The 17,756-nt window shown below is 61.3% G+C and carries 7 protein-coding genes; 4 read left to right on the top strand and 3 right to left on the bottom strand.

All coding sequences use genetic code 11. From position 1 onward, the window contains the following. Positions 1-245 precede the first annotated feature (245 nt). Entirely contained in the window at positions 246-1,382 is a 1,137-nt protein-coding gene (locus tag HBR94_RS13070) for a M10 family metallopeptidase C-terminal domain-containing protein (protein ID WP_170044940.1), read from the bottom strand. 501 nt (positions 1,383-1,883) lie between these two features. Here HBR94_RS13070 and HBR94_RS13065 point away from each other — a divergent pair. From HBR94_RS13065 to HBR94_RS13050, 4 genes are all read left to right on the top strand, one after another. Beyond that, complete coding sequence (locus tag HBR94_RS13065) at positions 1,884-3,857, top strand: alpha-1,4-glucan--maltose-1-phosphate maltosyltransferase (protein ID WP_170044939.1); 1,974 nt, start codon at positions 1,884-1,886, stop codon at positions 3,855-3,857. 153 nt (positions 3,858-4,010) lie between these two features. Beyond that, complete coding sequence (treS, locus tag HBR94_RS13060; protein ID WP_170044938.1) at positions 4,011-7,325, top strand: maltose alpha-D-glucosyltransferase; 3,315 nt, start codon at positions 4,011-4,013, stop codon at positions 7,323-7,325. Between the two features lie 146 nt (positions 7,326-7,471). Then, on the top strand, positions 7,472-9,700 hold the full coding sequence (glgB, locus tag HBR94_RS13055; RefSeq protein ID WP_169960335.1) for a 1,4-alpha-glucan branching protein GlgB: 2,229 nt from the start codon (positions 7,472-7,474) through the stop codon (positions 9,698-9,700). 608 nt (positions 9,701-10,308) lie between these two features. After that, the gene (locus HBR94_RS13050) at positions 10,309-14,046 is read left to right on the top strand and encodes a hypothetical protein (protein WP_170044937.1); all 3,738 of its coding nucleotides are present in this window, start codon (positions 10,309-10,311) and stop codon (positions 14,044-14,046) included. A gap of 9 nt (positions 14,047-14,055) precedes the next feature. On the opposite strand, the gene HBR94_RS13045 is transcribed toward HBR94_RS13050, so the two are convergent. Both HBR94_RS13045 and HBR94_RS13040 read right to left on the bottom strand, forming a co-directional pair. Beyond that, the gene (locus HBR94_RS13045) at positions 14,056-16,632 is read right to left on the bottom strand and encodes an autotransporter outer membrane beta-barrel domain-containing protein (RefSeq protein WP_170044936.1); all 2,577 of its coding nucleotides are present in this window, start codon (positions 16,630-16,632) and stop codon (positions 14,056-14,058) included. 247 nt (positions 16,633-16,879) lie between these two features. Continuing rightward, positions 16,880-17,641, bottom strand: a complete 762-nt coding sequence (locus tag HBR94_RS13040; protein WP_057959509.1) for a PIG-L family deacetylase — start codon at positions 17,639-17,641, stop codon at positions 16,880-16,882. Positions 17,642-17,756 lie beyond the last annotated feature (115 nt).

The following is a 17,756-nucleotide window of genomic DNA, read 5'->3' as shown; positions in this document are numbered from 1 at the left end:
CACCCCTCTGAACGTTCCGCCGGCCATCGGGTTCGGACCTTATGTGGCCGGTTCAAGAAGAGCCCGCCTGCAGCACTGACAATCAAGCACAAGAGCGTCCTACCCGGATTAGCTCATGGTCTTTCGTTCATCCGCCCCCGCAAGCCGCGGGGCCGGTGCCTGGATCAACAGCACGCAAGGCGTGCTGATCCAGGTCAGTCAAATCACCGAGTCACCTGTGCGGCTCTTTAATCACCTCCGCCTGCTCAGGTCACCAGATCGCTGTAGGTCACTTCACCAAACACCTTGACCACGAACGGTGGCTTCCCGGGATCGCCGGCGATCATCACCACGCTTGTGTGGGTACCCGGCAGGTAGTGAATCTGCATTTCACCGCTGGCGCCTGAGAAGTTCTCTACCAGGTTAAGGGGTTTATTACCCAGTTGGGCACGAACTCCCGAGACATCGAGCTTGTCACGGCCGTGGGCAAAGTTCATGACTTCGCTCGGCGCTGCCAGGATCGATTCGCCAATATTGCCGAAGGTGAAGGTTTGGCTGCTGCCTTGGGCAGGTGGATTGTCCCTGGGCTGGGGTGTCTGGGTTGTCTGTATCGGCGGGTTATTCTCCGGTGTTGGCTTTGCCTGGGACGGTGTCTCATCCGTTGGCGTGTCCTGGGGGAGTGCGTTCAATGATTGGCCGAGGCCGGAAAGGGCCTTGGCGGTGCCTGCGCTATCGCGCTTGCGCTGCTTGATATTCACTTCCTCCAGACGCAACTCTTGCTCGACTTCCTGGCTGGCCCTGAAATCCGCCTCGGGGTCGCCGGTGTTCATGCGTGATCTGATTTCATTCTTACTCAACCCAGGGACCTCCACGGCTGCCGCAGTATCTTGCAGGTGCTCGAGGTTTGTTTGGCTCAAGAGTGTCTTGAATTCGTTGAGTTGCCTGATCGTTCCGGCGGCATTGGGGCCATTCTGCATCGTGCGGATATTGGCCGGGCTCAACAACGTGCGCAGTTCGCTGAGCCGGCTCCGGGTCTCCATGGAAAACGGCTCGCGCAACATTTGTATGACACTGTCGCGGTTCAATAACTTGCCAACTTTGTCGGCTATTACAGAGCCTGCGTCAGGCGTTTGTGGGCGAGGCTTGGCCTGTGCAGTGGCCGCCTCGGACTGCCGGGAGGGATAGCCACGCTCGGCAGGCTTTGCGTCAGGCTGGCGCGTGGTTTTGAACTGTGAGGTAGGCGTTGGCTGCTGACGCGGTCTGTCAGGCGCTTTTGTTCGTGGGAGGGCACTTGGGCCGGCCTTGAGCAAGCGCAGAATCTCTTGAGAATGATTAAGTGGCACTTTTTCAGGAAGCGACGTGATAGGTCGGTACGGCTGATGATTAGCGGGTTGAATTGACATGATGAGCCCTCGCATGGGTTTGACGTGATGCATGCGCAAGTCAGCCTATCTTCGGGCGAGGGCGATCGACTTCAGTGCTTTCGGGCTGGTTGGTAGGACGTATCTCTAATGCTTGCCCGATCGCGGGCAAGCAGCGACGCTTCTCAGGCGACGACCGGTGGCGCGGTTTGCGGTGGGTCCTCCATCGGTGGTGGCTGGTTTTCAGGTGACTCCTGCTCGGGAATCGGCACTGGCTCAGTGGGCGGCAGTGGTGGCTTGTCTATATTGGGCTCTGGGGTTCGTGCGGGATCGGGATACTCATCGGTATGGCCTCCTTTGTGCTTTGTTGTATCGGGGACAATCGGCACGACCGATTGATTCCCGCCCGGCGGGCGGCACATCCATCTGAACTTTCCGCGAGCCACCGGGCTCGGACCTTATGTGGCCGGCTCAGGAAGAGCCCGCCTGCAGCACTGACAATCAAGCACAAGAGCGTCCATGGGGCGTAAGGGGAGATGCTCGATGACGGCTGAAATACCCGGATTACCACTGTCCCAGGCACTGTTGCTGCCCAGGATCGCCATTGAAGACACGATGCCGGTGCTTGATGCCGGCGCATTCGCCGTCAAGGCCGTGCAAGGGCAGTCCATCCACGTTACCAGCAAGGTGTTCGCCGACGGCCATGACCAGTTGGCCGTGTTGATTCGCTGGCGGTCGCTGAGTGAAGACAACTGGCATCGCGAGGTCATGGCAGACAAGGGCAACAACACCTGGGAAGGCACTTTCGACGTCACCCTGCAGGGCCCGCACCAATATTGCATCGAGGCGTGGATCGACCATTTCGCCAGTTTCTGCTACGAACTGGGCAAGAAACACACCGCCGGGGTTCCCGTCAGCCTGGAGCTGCAGGAAGGTCGCCAGCAGGTCTTGCAAGCCGCTGAACGCAGTGAAGGTGAGCTGCAGGAGCACTTGCAGCAATTGCATCAACAATTGTCCGGGCTGCTGGAAACCGAGCAGGTCGCGTTGTTTCTGCACGAACACAGTGCACAGCTGATGGCCGAGGCCGATTTGCGCCCCTACCTGAGTATCAGCCCGGTGTATCCACTGGATGTGGAACGGCCCCAGGCGTTGTTTGCCAGTTGGTACGAGCTGTTTCCGCGCTCGATCACCGACGATGCGGCGCGTCATGGCACTTTCAATGACGTGCATGGGCGCCTGGCGATGATCCACGACATGGGCTTTGACGTGCTGTACTTCCCGCCGATCCACCCGATCGGCCGCAGTCACCGCAAGGGCAAGAACAACTCACTGACCGCCGGCCCTGAGGATCCCGGCAGCCCGTATGCCATCGGCAGCGAGGAGGGCGGCCATGACGCCATCCATTCGCAACTGGGCACCCGCGAGGATTTCCGCCGCCTGGTAGCGGCCGCCGCCGAGCACGGCCTGGAGATCGCCCTGGACTTTGCCATCCAGTGTTCCCAGGACCACCCCTGGCTCAAGCAGCATCCCGGCTGGTTCAACTGGCGCCCGGACGGCACGATCAAATATGCGGAAAACCCGCCGAAGAAATACCAGGACATCGTCAACGTCGACTTCTATGCCGCCGATGCGATCCCCAGCCTGTGGCTGGAGTTGCGTGATGTCGTGCTGGGCTGGGTCGAGGAGGGGGTCAAGACCTTCCGCGTCGACAACCCTCACACCAAGCCGCTGCCATTTTGGCAATGGTTGATCAGCGACGTACGGGCCCAGCACCCCGAAGTGATCTTCCTCGCCGAGGCCTTCACCACCCCGGCGATGATGGCGCGGCTGGGCAAGGTCGGTTATTCCCAGAGCTACACCTATTTCACCTGGCGCAACACCAAGGCCGAATTGAGTGAGTACTTCACCCAGTTGAACCAGTCGCCCTGGCGTGAATGCTACCGGCCGAACTTTTTCGTCAACACGCCGGACATCAACCCGGGCTTTCTGCATGAGTCCGGGCGCCCCGGCTTTTTGATCCGTGCCGCGCTGGCCACCATGGGCTCGGGCCTATGGGGCATGTACTCGGGTTTTGAGCTGTGTGAAAGCGCGCCGGTGCCGGGCAAGGAAGAGTACCTGGACTCGGAAAAGTACGAGATCCGCCCCCGGGACTTCAGCGCCCCCGGCAACATCATTGCCGAGATTGCCCAACTCAACCGCATCCGCCGGCAAAACCCGGCGCTGCAGACACACCTGGGCCTGACGCTCTACAACGCGTTCAACGACCACATCTTGTACTTCGGCAAGCGCAGCGAGGATGGCAGCAACTTCATCCTGGTCGCCGTCAACCTCGACCCGTTCAACGCCCAGGAGGCGCATTTCGAGCTGCCGCTGTGGGAGATGGGCCTGCCGGACGACGCCCAGGTGCAGGGCGAAGACCTGATGAACGGCCATCGCTGGACCTGGTACGGCAAGACCCAGTGGATGCGCATCGAGCCCCATATGCCATTTGGCATCTGGCGCGTAACCCAGCCTTGAGTCGGATGCAGATCAGCTGTGGGAGCGGGCTTGCCCGCGATAGCAGTGTGCCAGTCAAGTATCCATCAACTGATCCAGCGCTATGGCGGGCAAGCCCGCATACATTGATCAAGCCCAGTCTGTAAGTTTTCTTGAATTTTCCAGGAGTTTCCAATGGCGAAGAAACCCAAGGCTGCCACCTTTATCAAAGACCCGCTCTGGTACAAGGACGCGGTGATTTACCAGGTTCACGTCAAATCCTATTTCGACTCCAATAACGACGGCATCGGGGATTTCCCCGGGCTGATCGCCAAACTCGACTACATCGCCGACCTGGGCGTGAACACCATCTGGCTGCTGCCGTTCTACCCCTCGCCACGCCGTGACGACGGCTATGACATTGCCGAATACCGTGGTGTGCACAGCGACTACGGGACCATGGCCGACGCCAAGCGTTTTATCGCCGAGGCGCACAAGCGCGGGCTGCGGGTGATTACGGAGCTGGTGATCAACCACACCTCGGACCAGCATCCGTGGTTCCAGCGCGCACGCAAGGCCAAGCCTGGCTCCAGTGCCCGGGACTTCTACGTGTGGTCCGATGACGACCAGAAATACGACGGCACCCGCATCATTTTCCTCGACACCGAAAAGTCCAACTGGACCTGGGACCCGGTCGCCGGCCAGTACTTCTGGCACCGCTTCTATTCCCACCAGCCGGACCTCAACTTCGACAACCCGCAAGTCATGAAGGCCGTGCTGTCGGTGATGCGCTACTGGCTGGACATGGGCATCGACGGCCTGCGCCTGGACGCGATTCCTTACCTGATCGAGCGCGACGGCACCAACAACGAGAACCTTCCCGAAACCCACGATGTGCTCAAGCAGATTCGTGCCGAGATCGACGCCAACTACCCCGACCGCATGCTGCTGGCCGAAGCCAACCAATGGCCGGAAGATACCCAGCTGTACTTTGGTGACCAGAAGGGCGACGACGGCGACGAATGCCATATGGCCTTCCACTTCCCGCTGATGCCGCGCATGTACATGGCCCTGGCCCAGGAAGATCGCTTCCCGATCACCGATATTCTGCGCCAGACCCCGGAAATTCCCGCGAACTGCCAATGGGCGATTTTCCTGCGCAACCATGATGAGCTGACCCTGGAAATGGTCACCGACAAGGAGCGCGATTACCTGTGGAATTACTACGCCGCCGATCGCCGCGCGCGCATCAACCTGGGGATTCGCCGACGCCTGGCGCCCTTGATGGAGCGCGACCGCCGCCGCATCGAGCTGCTCAACAGCCTGTTGCTGTCCATGCCTGGCACACCGACCCTGTATTACGGTGATGAAATTGGCATGGGCGACAATATCTACCTGGGCGACCGCGACGGCGTGCGCACGCCGATGCAATGGTCCATCGACCGTAACGGTGGTTTTTCCCGCGCCGACCCGGCCAGCCTGGTGCTGCCGCCGATCATGGACCCGCTCTACGGCTACCAGTCGGTCAACGTCGAAACCCAGGCCCAGGACCCCCATTCCCTCCTGAACTGGACGCGGCGCATGCTGGCGATCCGCAAGCAGTCCAAGGCGTTCGGGCGCGGCACCCTGAAAATGCTCTCGCCGAGCAACCGCCGGATCCTCGCTTACACCCGCGAGTACACCGGGGTCGACGGCAAACAGGAAATCATCCTGTGTGTGGCCAACGTGTCGCGTACGGCCCAGGCGGCGGAGTTGGACCTGTCGGCCTTTGCTGGCATGGTTCCGGTGGAAATGCTCGGCGGCAATGCCTTCCCGCCCATCGGTCAGCTGAATTTCCTGCTGACCCTGGCGCCGTACGGCTTCTATTGGTTTGTGCTGGCCGCGGAAAACCAGATGCCCAGCTGGCATGTGGAGCCGGCCCAGAGTCTGCCGGACTTCACCACCCTGGTCCTGAAAAAACGCCTCGAAGAATTGCTCGAAGCGCCGTGCCGCACCACTCTGGAGCAGACTTCACTGCCCAGCTGGCTGGCCAATCGGCGTTGGTTCGCCAATAAGGACTCAACCATTGACCGCGTGCATATCGCTTATGGCGTGCGCTTTGGCGATGCCCAACATCCGGTGCTGCTCAGTGAGATTGAAGTGACCAGCGGCGGGCAGACCAGCCGTTATCAGTTGCCCTTTGGCCTGCTGGGCGAAGATCAATTCAGCAGCGCCTTGCCGCAGCAACTGGCCCTGGCACGGGTACGCCGGGTGCGCCAGGTGGGCCTGATCACCGATGCGTTCAGCCTCGACAGCTTCATCCGCGCGGTGATCGAGGGCCTGCGCGCCGAGACCGCGCTTACCAGCAGCGATGGGGAGATCCGTTTCGAGCCGACCTCACAATTGCCCGACTTGCCCCTGGGCGACCAGTTGCAAGTGCGTTACCTGGCGGCCGAGCAGTCCAACAGTTCAGTGGTGGTCGGCGAAAGCCTGGTGCTGAAGTTGATCCGCAAGGTCAGCACCGGGATTCATCCGGAACTGGAAATGGGCGCCTACCTGACCGCCGCCGGCTACGCGCATATCTCGCCGTTGCTGGGGTCGGTGATCCGCCGCGATGCCGAAGGCCAGGACAACCTGCTGATGATTGCCCAGGGCTATCTCAGCAATCAGGGCGATGCCTGGGGTTGGACCCAGAACAACCTGGAGCGGGCGATTCGCGATGAATTGGCCGAAGCGATTTCCGAACAGGAACAGCACTACAACGCCCTCGGCGAACTGGCGGATTTCGCCGGGCTGCTCGGGCAACGGCTGGGGGAAATGCACAACGTGCTGGCGGCGCCAACCACCAACCCGGACTTCCAGCCCGAAGTCACTACCGTCAAGGACAGCCAGGGCTGGGCCAAGCAGGTGGGCGCGCAGATCGAGCGTGCATTGCAACTGCTCAAACAGCATCAAAACCAATTGAACCCCGCCGACCAGGGGTTGGTCACTCAACTGCTGGCACAGAAAAAGGCGATTGCCAGCCATGTGCAGGCCTTGGCAAAAGCCACGGTGGGCGGCTTGCGCATCCGGGTCCATGGGGATTTGCACTTGGGCCAGGTCCTGGTGGTCAAGGGCGATGCCTATCTGATCGACTTCGAGGGCGAGCCCGCGCGGCCGTTGCACGAGCGCCGAGGCAAGCACAGCCCGTACAAGGACGTCAGCGGCGTACTGCGTTCGTTCGACTACGCCGCCGCCATGGCCCTGAATGTGCAAGGGCAAGGGCTGGATCACTCGGCCGATACCGATGCCTCGCGCCAACGCGTGGTAGATCGCTACCTGACTGAAGCGCGCCAGGCATTTATCCAGGCGTATCAACAGGCTACGTCTACACTGGCGCATGACTGGCAGGATGCCAAAGGGGCAGAAGCGGCTCTCGCATTGTTCAGCCTGGAGAAGGCGGCGTATGAAGTGGCCTACGAGGCAGAGAACCGCCCGACCTGGCTGGCAGTGCCATTGCGCGGATTGCACGGGTTGCTGGACGGGCGTTAAAGGCGTACGTCAAAACAAAGCAGATCGAATGTAGGAGTTGTCGAGCTTTCGCCAGGCTACGATGGCGGCGCTAGCTGACACTGCGCCAGCGCTGGCAAGCCAGCTCCCACATTTGATCCTTAGTGTCACAAGCGGTGGGAGAAATCATGAGCTTTACACATAAAGAACCGCTGCAATCGAAATTCGCGGTCATGCCGGCACCCAAGGATATTGAAGCCCTGGTGCGCGCCGAACATCCGGATCCGTTTGCGCTCCTCGGCCCCCACGATGATGAGCAGGGCGGCCAGGTTATCCGCGCATTCCTGCCTGAGGCCTTGAGTGTCGAGGTGCTGGCCCGTGACAGCGGCGACGGGCTTGGCAGCCTGGATGCCACCCCGGTTCCCGGCTTGTTTGTCGGGCATTTCTCTACACGCCAAAGTTACCTGCTGAAGATCCAGTGGGCCGGCGGCGAGCAAATCACCGAAGACCCCTACAGCTTCGGCCAGTTGCTCGGGGAAATGGACCTGTACCTGTTTGCCGAAGGCAATCACCGTGAGTTGAGCAATTGCCTGGGCGCCCAAGTGACGAGCGTCGATGGCATCCAGGGCGTGCGCTTTGCCGTGTGGGCGCCGAATGCCCGGCGGGTCTCGGTGGTGGGCGACTTCAATATCTGGGACGGGCGCCGCCACCCGATGCGCCTGCGGCATCCCGCCGGGGTCTGGGAGATCTTTATCCCGCGCCTGCAACCGGGCGCGGCCTACAAATACGAAATTCTCGGCGCCACCGGGATCCTGCCGCTCAAGGCCGATCCCATGGCCCTGGCCACCCAGTTACCGCCCGACACGGCGTCGAAGGTCGCCGCGCCATTGCAAGTGGCGTGGTCGGACGAAGCCTGGATGCAGGCCCGGGGCGAACGCCAGGCGCCGAGTGCGCCCCTGTCAATCTACGAACTGCACGTCGGTTCCTGGCAATGCGAGCTGGACGAGTTGGGCGAAGTGTCGCGCCAATACGGCTGGCGCGAGCTGGGGGAGCGGCTGATTCCCTATGTGCAGCAACTGGGTTTTACCCATATCGAACTGATGCCGATCATGGAGCACCCGTTCGGTGGTTCCTGGGGGTACCAGCCGTTGTCGCAATTTGCACCCAGCGCACGCTTTGGTTCGCCCGACGAATTTGGCGCGTTCGTCAACGCCTGCCATCAGGCGGACATCGGCATCATTCTCGACTGGGTGCCGGCGCATTTTCCTACCGATACCCACGGCCTGGCCCAGTTCGACGGCACCGCGCTGTACGAATACGGCAACCCGCTGGAAGGCTTTCATCAGGACTGGGACACGCTGATCTACAACCTGGGGCGTACCGAGGTCCATGGTTTTATGCTGGCGTCGGCATTGCACTGGCTCAAGCACTTCCATATTGATGGCCTGCGGGTGGATGCGGTGGCGTCGATGCTGTATCGCGACTACTCACGCAAGGCTGGGGAGTGGGTGCCTAACCGCCACGGTGGGCGCGAAAACCTCGAAGCCATAGAGTTCCTGCGCCACCTCAACGATGTAGTGGCTCTGGAAGCTCCCGGCGCCTTGGTAATCGCCGAGGAATCCACCGCCTGGCCTGGCGTCAGCCAGCCGACCCAGCAGGGCGGCCTGGGGTTCAACTACAAGTGGAACATGGGCTGGATGCACGATTCGCTGCATTACATCCAGCAGGACCCGGTGTACCGCGCCCATCATCACAATGAGCTGAGTTTCGGCCTGGTGTATGCCTGGTCCGAGCGTTTTGTGCTGCCGATCTCCCATGATGAGGTGGTGCATGGCAAACACTCGCTGATCGACAAGATGCCCGGCGACAGGTGGCAAAAATTCGCCAACCTGCGGGCCTACCTGAGCTTTATGTGGATGCATCCGGGCAAGAAGCTGCTGTTTATGGGCTGCGAGTTTGGTCAATGGCGTGAGTGGAACCACGACCAGCAACTGGATTGGTACCTGCTGCAGTACCCGGAACACCGGGGTGTGCAGAAACTGGTGGGCGACCTCAATCGCCTGTACCGCGAAGAGCCGGCCCTGCACGAGCAAGACGACGCACCGCAAGGCTTCCAGTGGTTGATTGGCGACGATGCAATCAACAGCGTGTATGCCTGGCTGCGCTGGAGCAAGGACGGCAAGCCGGTGCTGGTGGTGGCCAACTTCACCCCGGTGCCCCGCGAGGCGTACAAGGTGGGAGTACCGTTTGCCGGCAGTTGGAAGGAGGTGATCAATAGCGATGCCGACACCTATTCCGGTTCCAACTACGGCAACGGCGGTGAAGTGTTCACCCTCGACGAGCCGCACCATGGGCAGCCGGTGTCGCTGGCGTTGAATCTGCCGCCACTGGGGGTCCTGATTCTGCGCCAGGAGTAAAGGCGCGTCGCATGGCCATCGTGGCTTGACCACGGTGGCCTGACCAACGCTGTTACCAAACCGTCTGGAACATTTTCTTACGTGTGCGCCACACAAGGATGTCAGCGATCAGGCGCAGTTTCCCAGTCCCCCTTCGTTTCGTCGCTGTGCCTGTGTATCACTGCCAGAGACGAACCATCATGACGCCTGTCCACCTCAACACACGATTTGCGCCTGCTGCTGCCACCTTGTCACGCTCCGACACGCCACCACCTAGCGAAGGCAGTGCCGGCCTGACGCTGGTGCAACCGCCTGCGCAAGCGACTCCCTCACAGCAGGCGCAAGTGCGGGGAAAGCTCGGTGATCTGGACGAAATACTACGGGTGCTGCACGCGCTGCAAACCCCGAATGCCGTCGTCAATAAAAGCTTGTTTCTCAACAAAGACTCGCCGCTGATACCCGCCAATGGCTCGACCCAACCGGGGACCAATCGGCTGGATAACATGCTCGCGTTTTACGGGATAGTACCCTCCAACCCCAAGACACCCGAGCAGGTGCAAGCGGCGATTGACGCTGCGCAAGATGCGCGTAGCGAAATCAGCCTGGGCCTGGATGATCCGTACAGTGACATGGATGGCTTGCTGGACAAGCGCAATGAGCCCGCTATCCAGGCCTGGGTTGCCGAGCAAGAGGCCAAGTACAAAAAACCGTTGCTCAGCCAGCTGACCGAAGACCTCCCACCCCAGGCCCTGAAAAAAGCCCAGGGCACGCCGGCCGCCGTGCTGGAGCTGCTACTCAAATCGCCCAAGGCCAATGAACGGGTTCAGCAGTTGTTAAAAACCCTGGGCGGGGCCGAGTTCCCCCTGGATGGCGTCATAACGCCCGAAGTCAAGGTCAAGCTGTTGCTCAAGGCCCTGGCCTTGAGTCTGGACCCGCTGCAGACGCGCCAACCCGGGCAGGTTGCCGGCTTTAATCTGGCCTCGAGTGACCAGTGGGGCCAAAGCTACCCGTCGATAAAGTCCGCGTTCAGGAACCACCTGGTCGATTCACGGCAGCTTTCCGGGGATCAGGCCCATCTGGCGGCCTATATTCTGCAACCCCAGTTCCCGCCCGACTTTGCCGTGCGTGATACGCCAGCGGATCTACCTTACCGAGGGTCGGCGGTGTGGGTGAACTTCCAGCAAGGCGTCAGTCTGGCTGAAACGATCGCGCCGGGCTCGTCGCGGCGCATGGGCTTTCAACAACTGGTCGATCTGCCTGGCAAGCTCAGCGAGCAAGCTACAACGGACGGTGAGTGGGCGCTCATAACCTCGACCCGTACCCCGGCGGTTCTGGCGTGGGCGGTGACGCAAGGGGTGCTCCCACAGAAGGAAAGCTATTCGCAGGAAGATATAAATAAGGCAGCCACTGCACTGGACGCCCATATCGATAGCGTGGTCGCGGCAACCCAACAGATGGCGGCCGATGTGCCGATGCGCAAAGACTATTTCGAACGGATGCAGAAGGGCACTTCCCGGACCGAGGTGCTGAGCCTGATCAGTCCTGTTTTTGCCCTGTACAGGCACATGAGTGGTGAGAAAATCACCCCCTCGGACGTCAACTATCAATACCCTGTTTATGATGAAGGCCAGTTCCAGGGGGCGTTTGACAAATACCTGGCCGATACCAAGGTTGCCTACGGAACGCTTGTCCGCAGCCAGTTGACCCAGTTGCCGCTAAAGGACCGCGAGGCGATCGAACGGGGTGACGTAACGCTGTATGCCCTGCGGACAAAACCCGGCAGCCCCAATGAAACCGCCGAGGAGAAAAAGGCCGCTGTCACACGCCCGGCGTTTATTCTCAAAGCCAAATACAAGGGCGAGACAAACTACTACGAAGTGAATCCGGTCAAGGGCATCGCCCGGCGGCGCGACGACTTGAAGCCGATCCTGGCGTCCTACAACCCCACCGATAAACGCTATGGCAAGGATTTCATTTCAATTGACCATTCCGCTGAGGGTGAGCCTTCTGAAGAATTGGTAGTCCGCCACACCCGCCCCGACAGCAGGGCCGAGTTCAAGCAACAGTGGGCGGATTACAAGGCCGGCAAAGGCCCCAAACCCAAGAGCTTTTCCATCGTGGTCCCGCAACAGCTCGCGCACTTTTCAGCGGCGAGCAATCCGTCGACAGGTGCGGTGCCGCACACCCTGGCGTCCGAACGCTCAGTGGAGATCGCCAAGGCCATTACCACGGATCTGTTTTATGTCGATGAAACCACGCTCAAGCAGTGGGCGGAGTCGGACCCGGCCCGGGAAAGCGCGGCCCATAAAAACGACGACGCTTTTTGGGATCGGGTCAAAGGCGTCGGTCAGATGGTTGTTCCGTTCTGGAGTGGCATCGAAAACCTGGTCAAAGGCAATACCAAGGAGGGCATCAAGGATCTGGTGGTCGATGGCCTGCTGACCTTCGCCGGGCCGGCGGGCAAGTTTGCCGCGGGCTCGGTGCGCCTCCTGTCCACGGCCGGCAAGATTGGCGTAAGGGCACTGCTGCCAAAATTTCTGCCCCTGGTGAAGAAGTTCGCGGTTTCCGTGGCGCACAATCTCAACCCGCTTGACCCGGTGATGCCCGCGATCAATGGCCTGGGGGGCAGGCTCATGAAGTCTGGGCGCGCGGGCCTGAGCAATCTCCAGGCCGGTATTGCCAAGGTCAAGCAATCCGGCTTCCTTAAACTGCCCGGCAGAGGCCGCTACGACATTACCCCGAAGATCCCCTTGACCCCCAGGCCCGTCGCGCAGGGCCTGACCTTGCGGGTCCCCGAAGGCCTCTCCAGTGACCAGGTCCGAGTCCTGCATCGGCACACGTACAGCGACCTGGTTATCGGTGATGATGTCTTTCGCTATAACCCAAAAAAGCCCGACAGCCTGATCAAACTGGGCGGCCCGGAGGATACCGAGCCGCTTGAAGGGTTGGTGATGACCTGTGGCGGCGGGGGCCGGCGATCCAAGCGGGACCTGAATGACCTGTGCTACACCAAACAGATCGAGCCAGGAGGCACGCCGGTCTTCCAGGACGCACAAGCACTCGAGCATCGCCGACTGATCCCGCGGGCCGGCCCAGGAAAAGGGCCGCGCACGGTCATCCATGAGCACCGTCGTTACCGCGTCAATGAGGCGGGCAACCAGGAGCTGCTACCGATGGCGAGTGTAGGACCTGTGACCTATAAACCTCGCACGACCGGCAGCGTGGTCAACGAAGCGGATTTTGGCTATGACGATTTTGGTGTGCCCAGGGCGATCAACCAGGAAACGGTGGTGGTCAAGATGGATGCGATCAGCGACCTGAGTAATGACCAGCGCGTCATCAGGGGAGTCAAGGTCAACCATAGTGGCCACCAGTACGTGGTGGTCGAGGCTGATACCGGCGTGCACTATTACGCTGAGCTGACAGGCAACGGGCAGCTGGATTTTCACCGGATGACCCGCAGTGATGCGCTGGATGTCGAATTCATCAAATTCTACGACCAATACAAGGATATCTACGGTTTCGCGGCGCAGGGGCTCCCGGACAATCAGTTGGTGGTACTGCCCAGCCTGGAGACGCTGATCAAGAAAATCGTCGCCGACGAGCCTATGTCACCTGCCGAAATCAACCATCTTGCCAGCGTACTGCAAGGCCTGTCCCCCGAGAAACAACGCGAAGTCCTGATGGCGGTGTACGCATCGGGAAACAACCCCGGACATGTGGTAGTGGCGGCCAAACCGATCCGACTGGCGCCGATCAACAAGCCTGCTGACTTCGCCCAGTTGCCGGCGGAACAACAGAATCGCGTGTATGCAGAAGGTGCGAGAAAAGCGGTTGACGAGCAGTTCCAGGCCACGGGCATTCGCTCAGCCAATCAACAGGTGCCCGGGCTTGCCGGCGAGGCCACGCGCAACGCGACGGCCACAGAAGTGGTGGGTTGGCTGTACACCCGTACGGGGGCGCCCAATTATTCCGAAATGGTCCTGAAGACCGGCGCCGGCAATTGTGACCAGATGGCCAAGGTCGCCGTTGATACGATCAATGCCAGTGGCGGCGATGCCCGTATCGCGCAAGTCAAAGGACATACCTTCGCGGTCGTCGGCGGGCCCCCGGGCCAGCCCCGCAGTAAAGGGTTTGTGGGGCCGGAGTGGGATCAGGCATGGGTCGTCGACCCCTGGGCCGGTATCACCTGCCGGGCGGCAGACTACCCGGCCCAGTTCAAGGCGCGGATGCAGGAGTGGAGCCAGTCTGGCAGGCGCATCCTGATCAGCGATGGAGGAACGCCGCCGCGCTCGGTGTGGAGCGACCCCATGGACCCACGCTGGATAAGCGCCACCGTCGATGGTGAAGCCCAGGTGTTCCAATAATCCGTTGCGCTAGAACTCCATCCTGAGGCCCAGGCTGCCCTTGCGCCCATCCAGTGCATTGCTGTCGAGGTTGCGCGCATAACCCACCTCGCCATACACGCTGACACTGCTGGAAACCTGCAGCGTTGCGCCGGCACTCAGGTCCAGGGTGGTGGATTTCTGCTCGGTATCAATGTCCTGGGCGTCATTGAATCGCACACGATGGGTCCCGGATGCCCCGTGCCAGACGTTGGTGCGGATATAGGGCTGGACCGGCATCGCGGCCAGGGTATAGCTGCCGCGCAATCGGGCCCCGAGCCGGGTGGTGATGGCGGTGTCCGCGGAAAACCCGACCTTGGACACCCCATCATTCTGGCTATCGAGCCTGGTTTTATTGGCGATCAGTTGCACCTGCGGCTCCAACACCCAGTGTTGCCCGACCTGCAGCGGTATGCCGGCTTCCACCGAGCCCAGCACATCGTGACCTTTGGTCTTGAGCTTGAGACCCCGATCGGATTCGCTGCGGCCATTGAGGTGGGTGCCCATCAGCACCACATCGACGTACCAGCCATACGGGTCGATCAACGTCCAATACAGGCCCAGGCTGTCGCCGCGTAATGTGGTGTTGCCAGCATCCAGGTGCTGCCATCCGCGGTTGAACCCATCGACATTACCCCTCAGTCGGCTATGCCCGACGAAGAAGCCCAGCCGCTGGGTCTGGCCATTGCCAGTGGTCCAGGCATGGACATCGCTGCCCACCTGGAAGCCGCTGACCGAACCGTCCAACCGAGGGGCGACGGTACCGGCGTAGGCCTGGCGGCTACTGCTGCCGTAAACCCGGCCCCAGCCTGCCGGGAATGAGCCGGTGGCGGTCTGGCGACTCTGATCGCCCATGCGTTCGTGGTAGGTCCCGAGCATGGCCCGGACGGTCTGCTGCGCCGCCGGAAACAGCGTCGAATACACCGGTACCTCGGGGCGGTAGATCGGGATCGGCGGTTCACCGGGCACCGGCGTTGGCAAGTCAACCGGCGTGCCTTCGCCAGGCACCGGCAACGGCACCGGGGGCTGCTCCGGCTCGGGCAGGGGAGGCGCGACAATGGCTGAGCGCAGGTACCACTGTTGTTCGGAGCCGGCACTGACACCGCCCTTGAACAGGAAGTACTCAAAGACCCCGGCGGACACCGAACCGCCTGCCAGGCTGAAGGCCCGGTCGCTGCCCGTCGCACCGTTGCGCGCTTCGACCACCTGGATGCCGTTGCTCAAGGTCTCGGCGCCGGCCCCGCCCAGATTGCTGACGTTGAGGGTCGTGGTGCCCAGTAGCGAGCCCTGGTTCACCACCAGTTTGTCACTGGCGGCACCATCGCCGGCCAACACACTTTGCAGCGCCATCTGCCCGTTGTTGCCGGTGTAGGTGCCATTTACCGTCAGGCTGTCGGTAGCGCCGGTACTGCCGGTTGTCATGTCGATCAGGCCGCTGTTGTTGAGGCTTGCCAACTGGCCGGCCGTGAATGGGCTGATGGCCCCCTGGCTGACCAGCAGCACACTGCTGCCGTCGATATTCAAGCTGCCGGTACCGCTGCCGCTATCCCCCAGTTTGAAATCCTGCGCCAAGGTAAAGCGCGAGCCGTTGTCCAGGTTGACCGTTTCCCAGTTGACGTAGCGTTCTGCGGTGGCTGCCTGGGTGTTATCGAAGACCAGGGTGTCGGTGCCCACGCCGCCATCGACCAGGGGCGTGGAAGAGAGCAGGGCCTGTGTCAGGTTTTGCAGCAATGCCCTGTCGTTATCCGCGCCCATATTGACCGCTGAATTGACCGTGCCTGCCCCGATCCAGTTGAACTGATCGTTGCCGAAGCTCATCAGCACCTGCCCATTGACCACGCCGCCGGTCAGGGTGAACAGGTCATCGCCACCACTGACACTGACGTTGCCGCCGATATACCCCCCGGAAACAGCGATGGTGTCCAAGCCAAAGCCAGTCACCAGGTTGCCGTTGATCCGTCCGCCGAGCAGGGTGTAGAAGTTGTTGTCGAGCTTCATATCCACCCGGCCGATGGTGCCGGCGGATTGGGTGGCCACGTCGCCATCCTCGAATGCCCCGACGATCTCGCCACCGCTCATATAGAACGTATCGCGGCCATCGCCCTGGGCCACGCTGGCCACGCGCCCGCCGCTTTGCGCATAGTTGTCGATGCCGTTGCCCTGGTTGATCGCGCCCACGGTGCCGCCGCTGATCTGCACCGTGTCGGCACCATCGCCCTGGGTCACTGCACCCACCACCGCATTGAGGTCCGCGCGGAAAATATTCGCGCCATGGCCCATGTTCAAGGCGCCCATGCTGCCTGACTGGGCTTGCACCTGATCATGGCCGTCGCCAAACGTGACAGTGCCGGTGATCGCGCCATTACCACCGCTGGGAAGACTGAGGGCGTTATTGCCATTGAGGTCGGTAAAACCGAGTGCTGTGCCACTGTCGCAGAGGGTGGTGTCGTCACCCGCAGTGATCACCGGGGTACAGGCCGCATAGGTGGCTGGCGGGAAGGTCCCCATCAGGGCCGCGCTGGTTAGCCAGGCGCCCAGGTACCGCCGCACATATCGCCGTGTGCTCATGATCTATCCTCGCTCGATGGAAGATGACGTCCCGCCGCCCCCAAGGGCAGGCACGGTCCGGACCATGACAACGCAAAAAAGCACGATAACGATAAGGGACAACCGGTTTCCTGTTTCGTAAAACATCGCCAATGCAAGGGGTTGGCATGGCTATCTCGACTGCACTTGAACCTGTGCAGTGCTTGTTCCACGTTAGCAACCGCCGGGAGGGGCCGCCACTGTCAGAGTTAACAGGTATAGACCTGTGTCACAGGAACACGATCTCATAGGGCTCACGCATACGCTCCAGCAACACCGGTGGCAGCATGGGCGCCAGGCCGATCAGCGGGTCGCCGAGCAACTGACTGGCGTAGGCGTGGGCGGCATGGCGTTTGCGCGCCACGCTCCAGGTGTCGAGGCGCACCTTGCGCGCGCACTGCCAGGGCATGCGCCCGGCTTCGCGGGCGGGCCAGTGCCAGGCCCAGATCGGCAACTCCAGCAGGCGCGCGCCCGTCAGCGCACAGGCGATGGCGGTGGCACGACCAACCGCATCGTGGTCGTCATTGCCATCATTGCGCCAGGTGGTAAACACCACATCGCCGGGTTGCAGGTAACGCGCAATAAACTGGCTCAAGGGCTGTTCGTGGGCGGCCAAAGCGTTGTCGCAAAAGCCACCACGGATCCATTTCAGGCTGTGCAAGGGTAAGCCCAGACGGCGCAGGGCCTCGACACTTTCCTGGGGCCGGAACACGCTCAGGCGTTGCGCCGACCATTGGTTGGAGCCCGGATGGCTGGCACTGCCGTCGGTGATCGAGATCAACTTCAGAGGGTAATCCAGGGCACTGAACAGTTGCAGCAAACCGCCGCAGGCCAGCACTTCGTCCCCAGGATGCGGAGCAACTACCACCACGCGTGAGCCAGGGGGCACCAGTAGAGAAGGGCTGATGGTCGGGATTTGCGCCAGCTGCGGCGCACTGTTCCAGATTTGCGCCGGCACGCGGCGCCCGTCGTGCAGGGGGGCGGGTTTGATCAATGTCACGTCCTTGTCCGTTTGATGCAGGTCGTATCCCGTTGACGGGTCGACTCTCCTTTTTGTCGCGCAGGCGCCAGGCCTGTACGGCACGCTGGCGTTCCGAATCCTGGAT

Origin of the sequence: Pseudomonas sp. WS 5412, from assembly GCF_012985615.1 — a bacterium.
Classification (GTDB): Bacteria; Pseudomonadota; Gammaproteobacteria; order Pseudomonadales; family Pseudomonadaceae; genus Aquipseudomonas; species Aquipseudomonas shahriarae.
The sequence above is the reverse complement of the archived record's forward strand: the minus strand, read 5'-3'. Positions and strand labels throughout refer to the sequence as shown.

Bases quoted from the DNA above. Each gene is read 5' to 3' on its own strand.
- HBR94_RS13070 (WP_170044940.1), bottom strand. From the start codon at position 1,382: ATGTCAATTCAACCCGCTAATCATCAGCCGTACCGACCTATCACGTCG.
- HBR94_RS13065 (WP_170044939.1), top strand. From the start codon at position 1,884: ATGACGGCTGAAATACCCGGATTACCACTGTCCCAGGCACTGTTGCTG.
- treS (WP_170044938.1), top strand. From the start codon at position 4,011: ATGGCGAAGAAACCCAAGGCTGCCACCTTTATCAAAGACCCGCTCTGG.
- glgB (WP_169960335.1), top strand. From the start codon at position 7,472: ATGAGCTTTACACATAAAGAACCGCTGCAATCGAAATTCGCGGTCATG.
- HBR94_RS13050 (WP_170044937.1), top strand. From the start codon at position 10,309: ATGGATGGCTTGCTGGACAAGCGCAATGAGCCCGCTATCCAGGCCTGG.
- HBR94_RS13045 (WP_170044936.1), bottom strand. From the start codon at position 16,632: ATGAGCACACGGCGATATGTGCGGCGGTACCTGGGCGCCTGGCTAACC.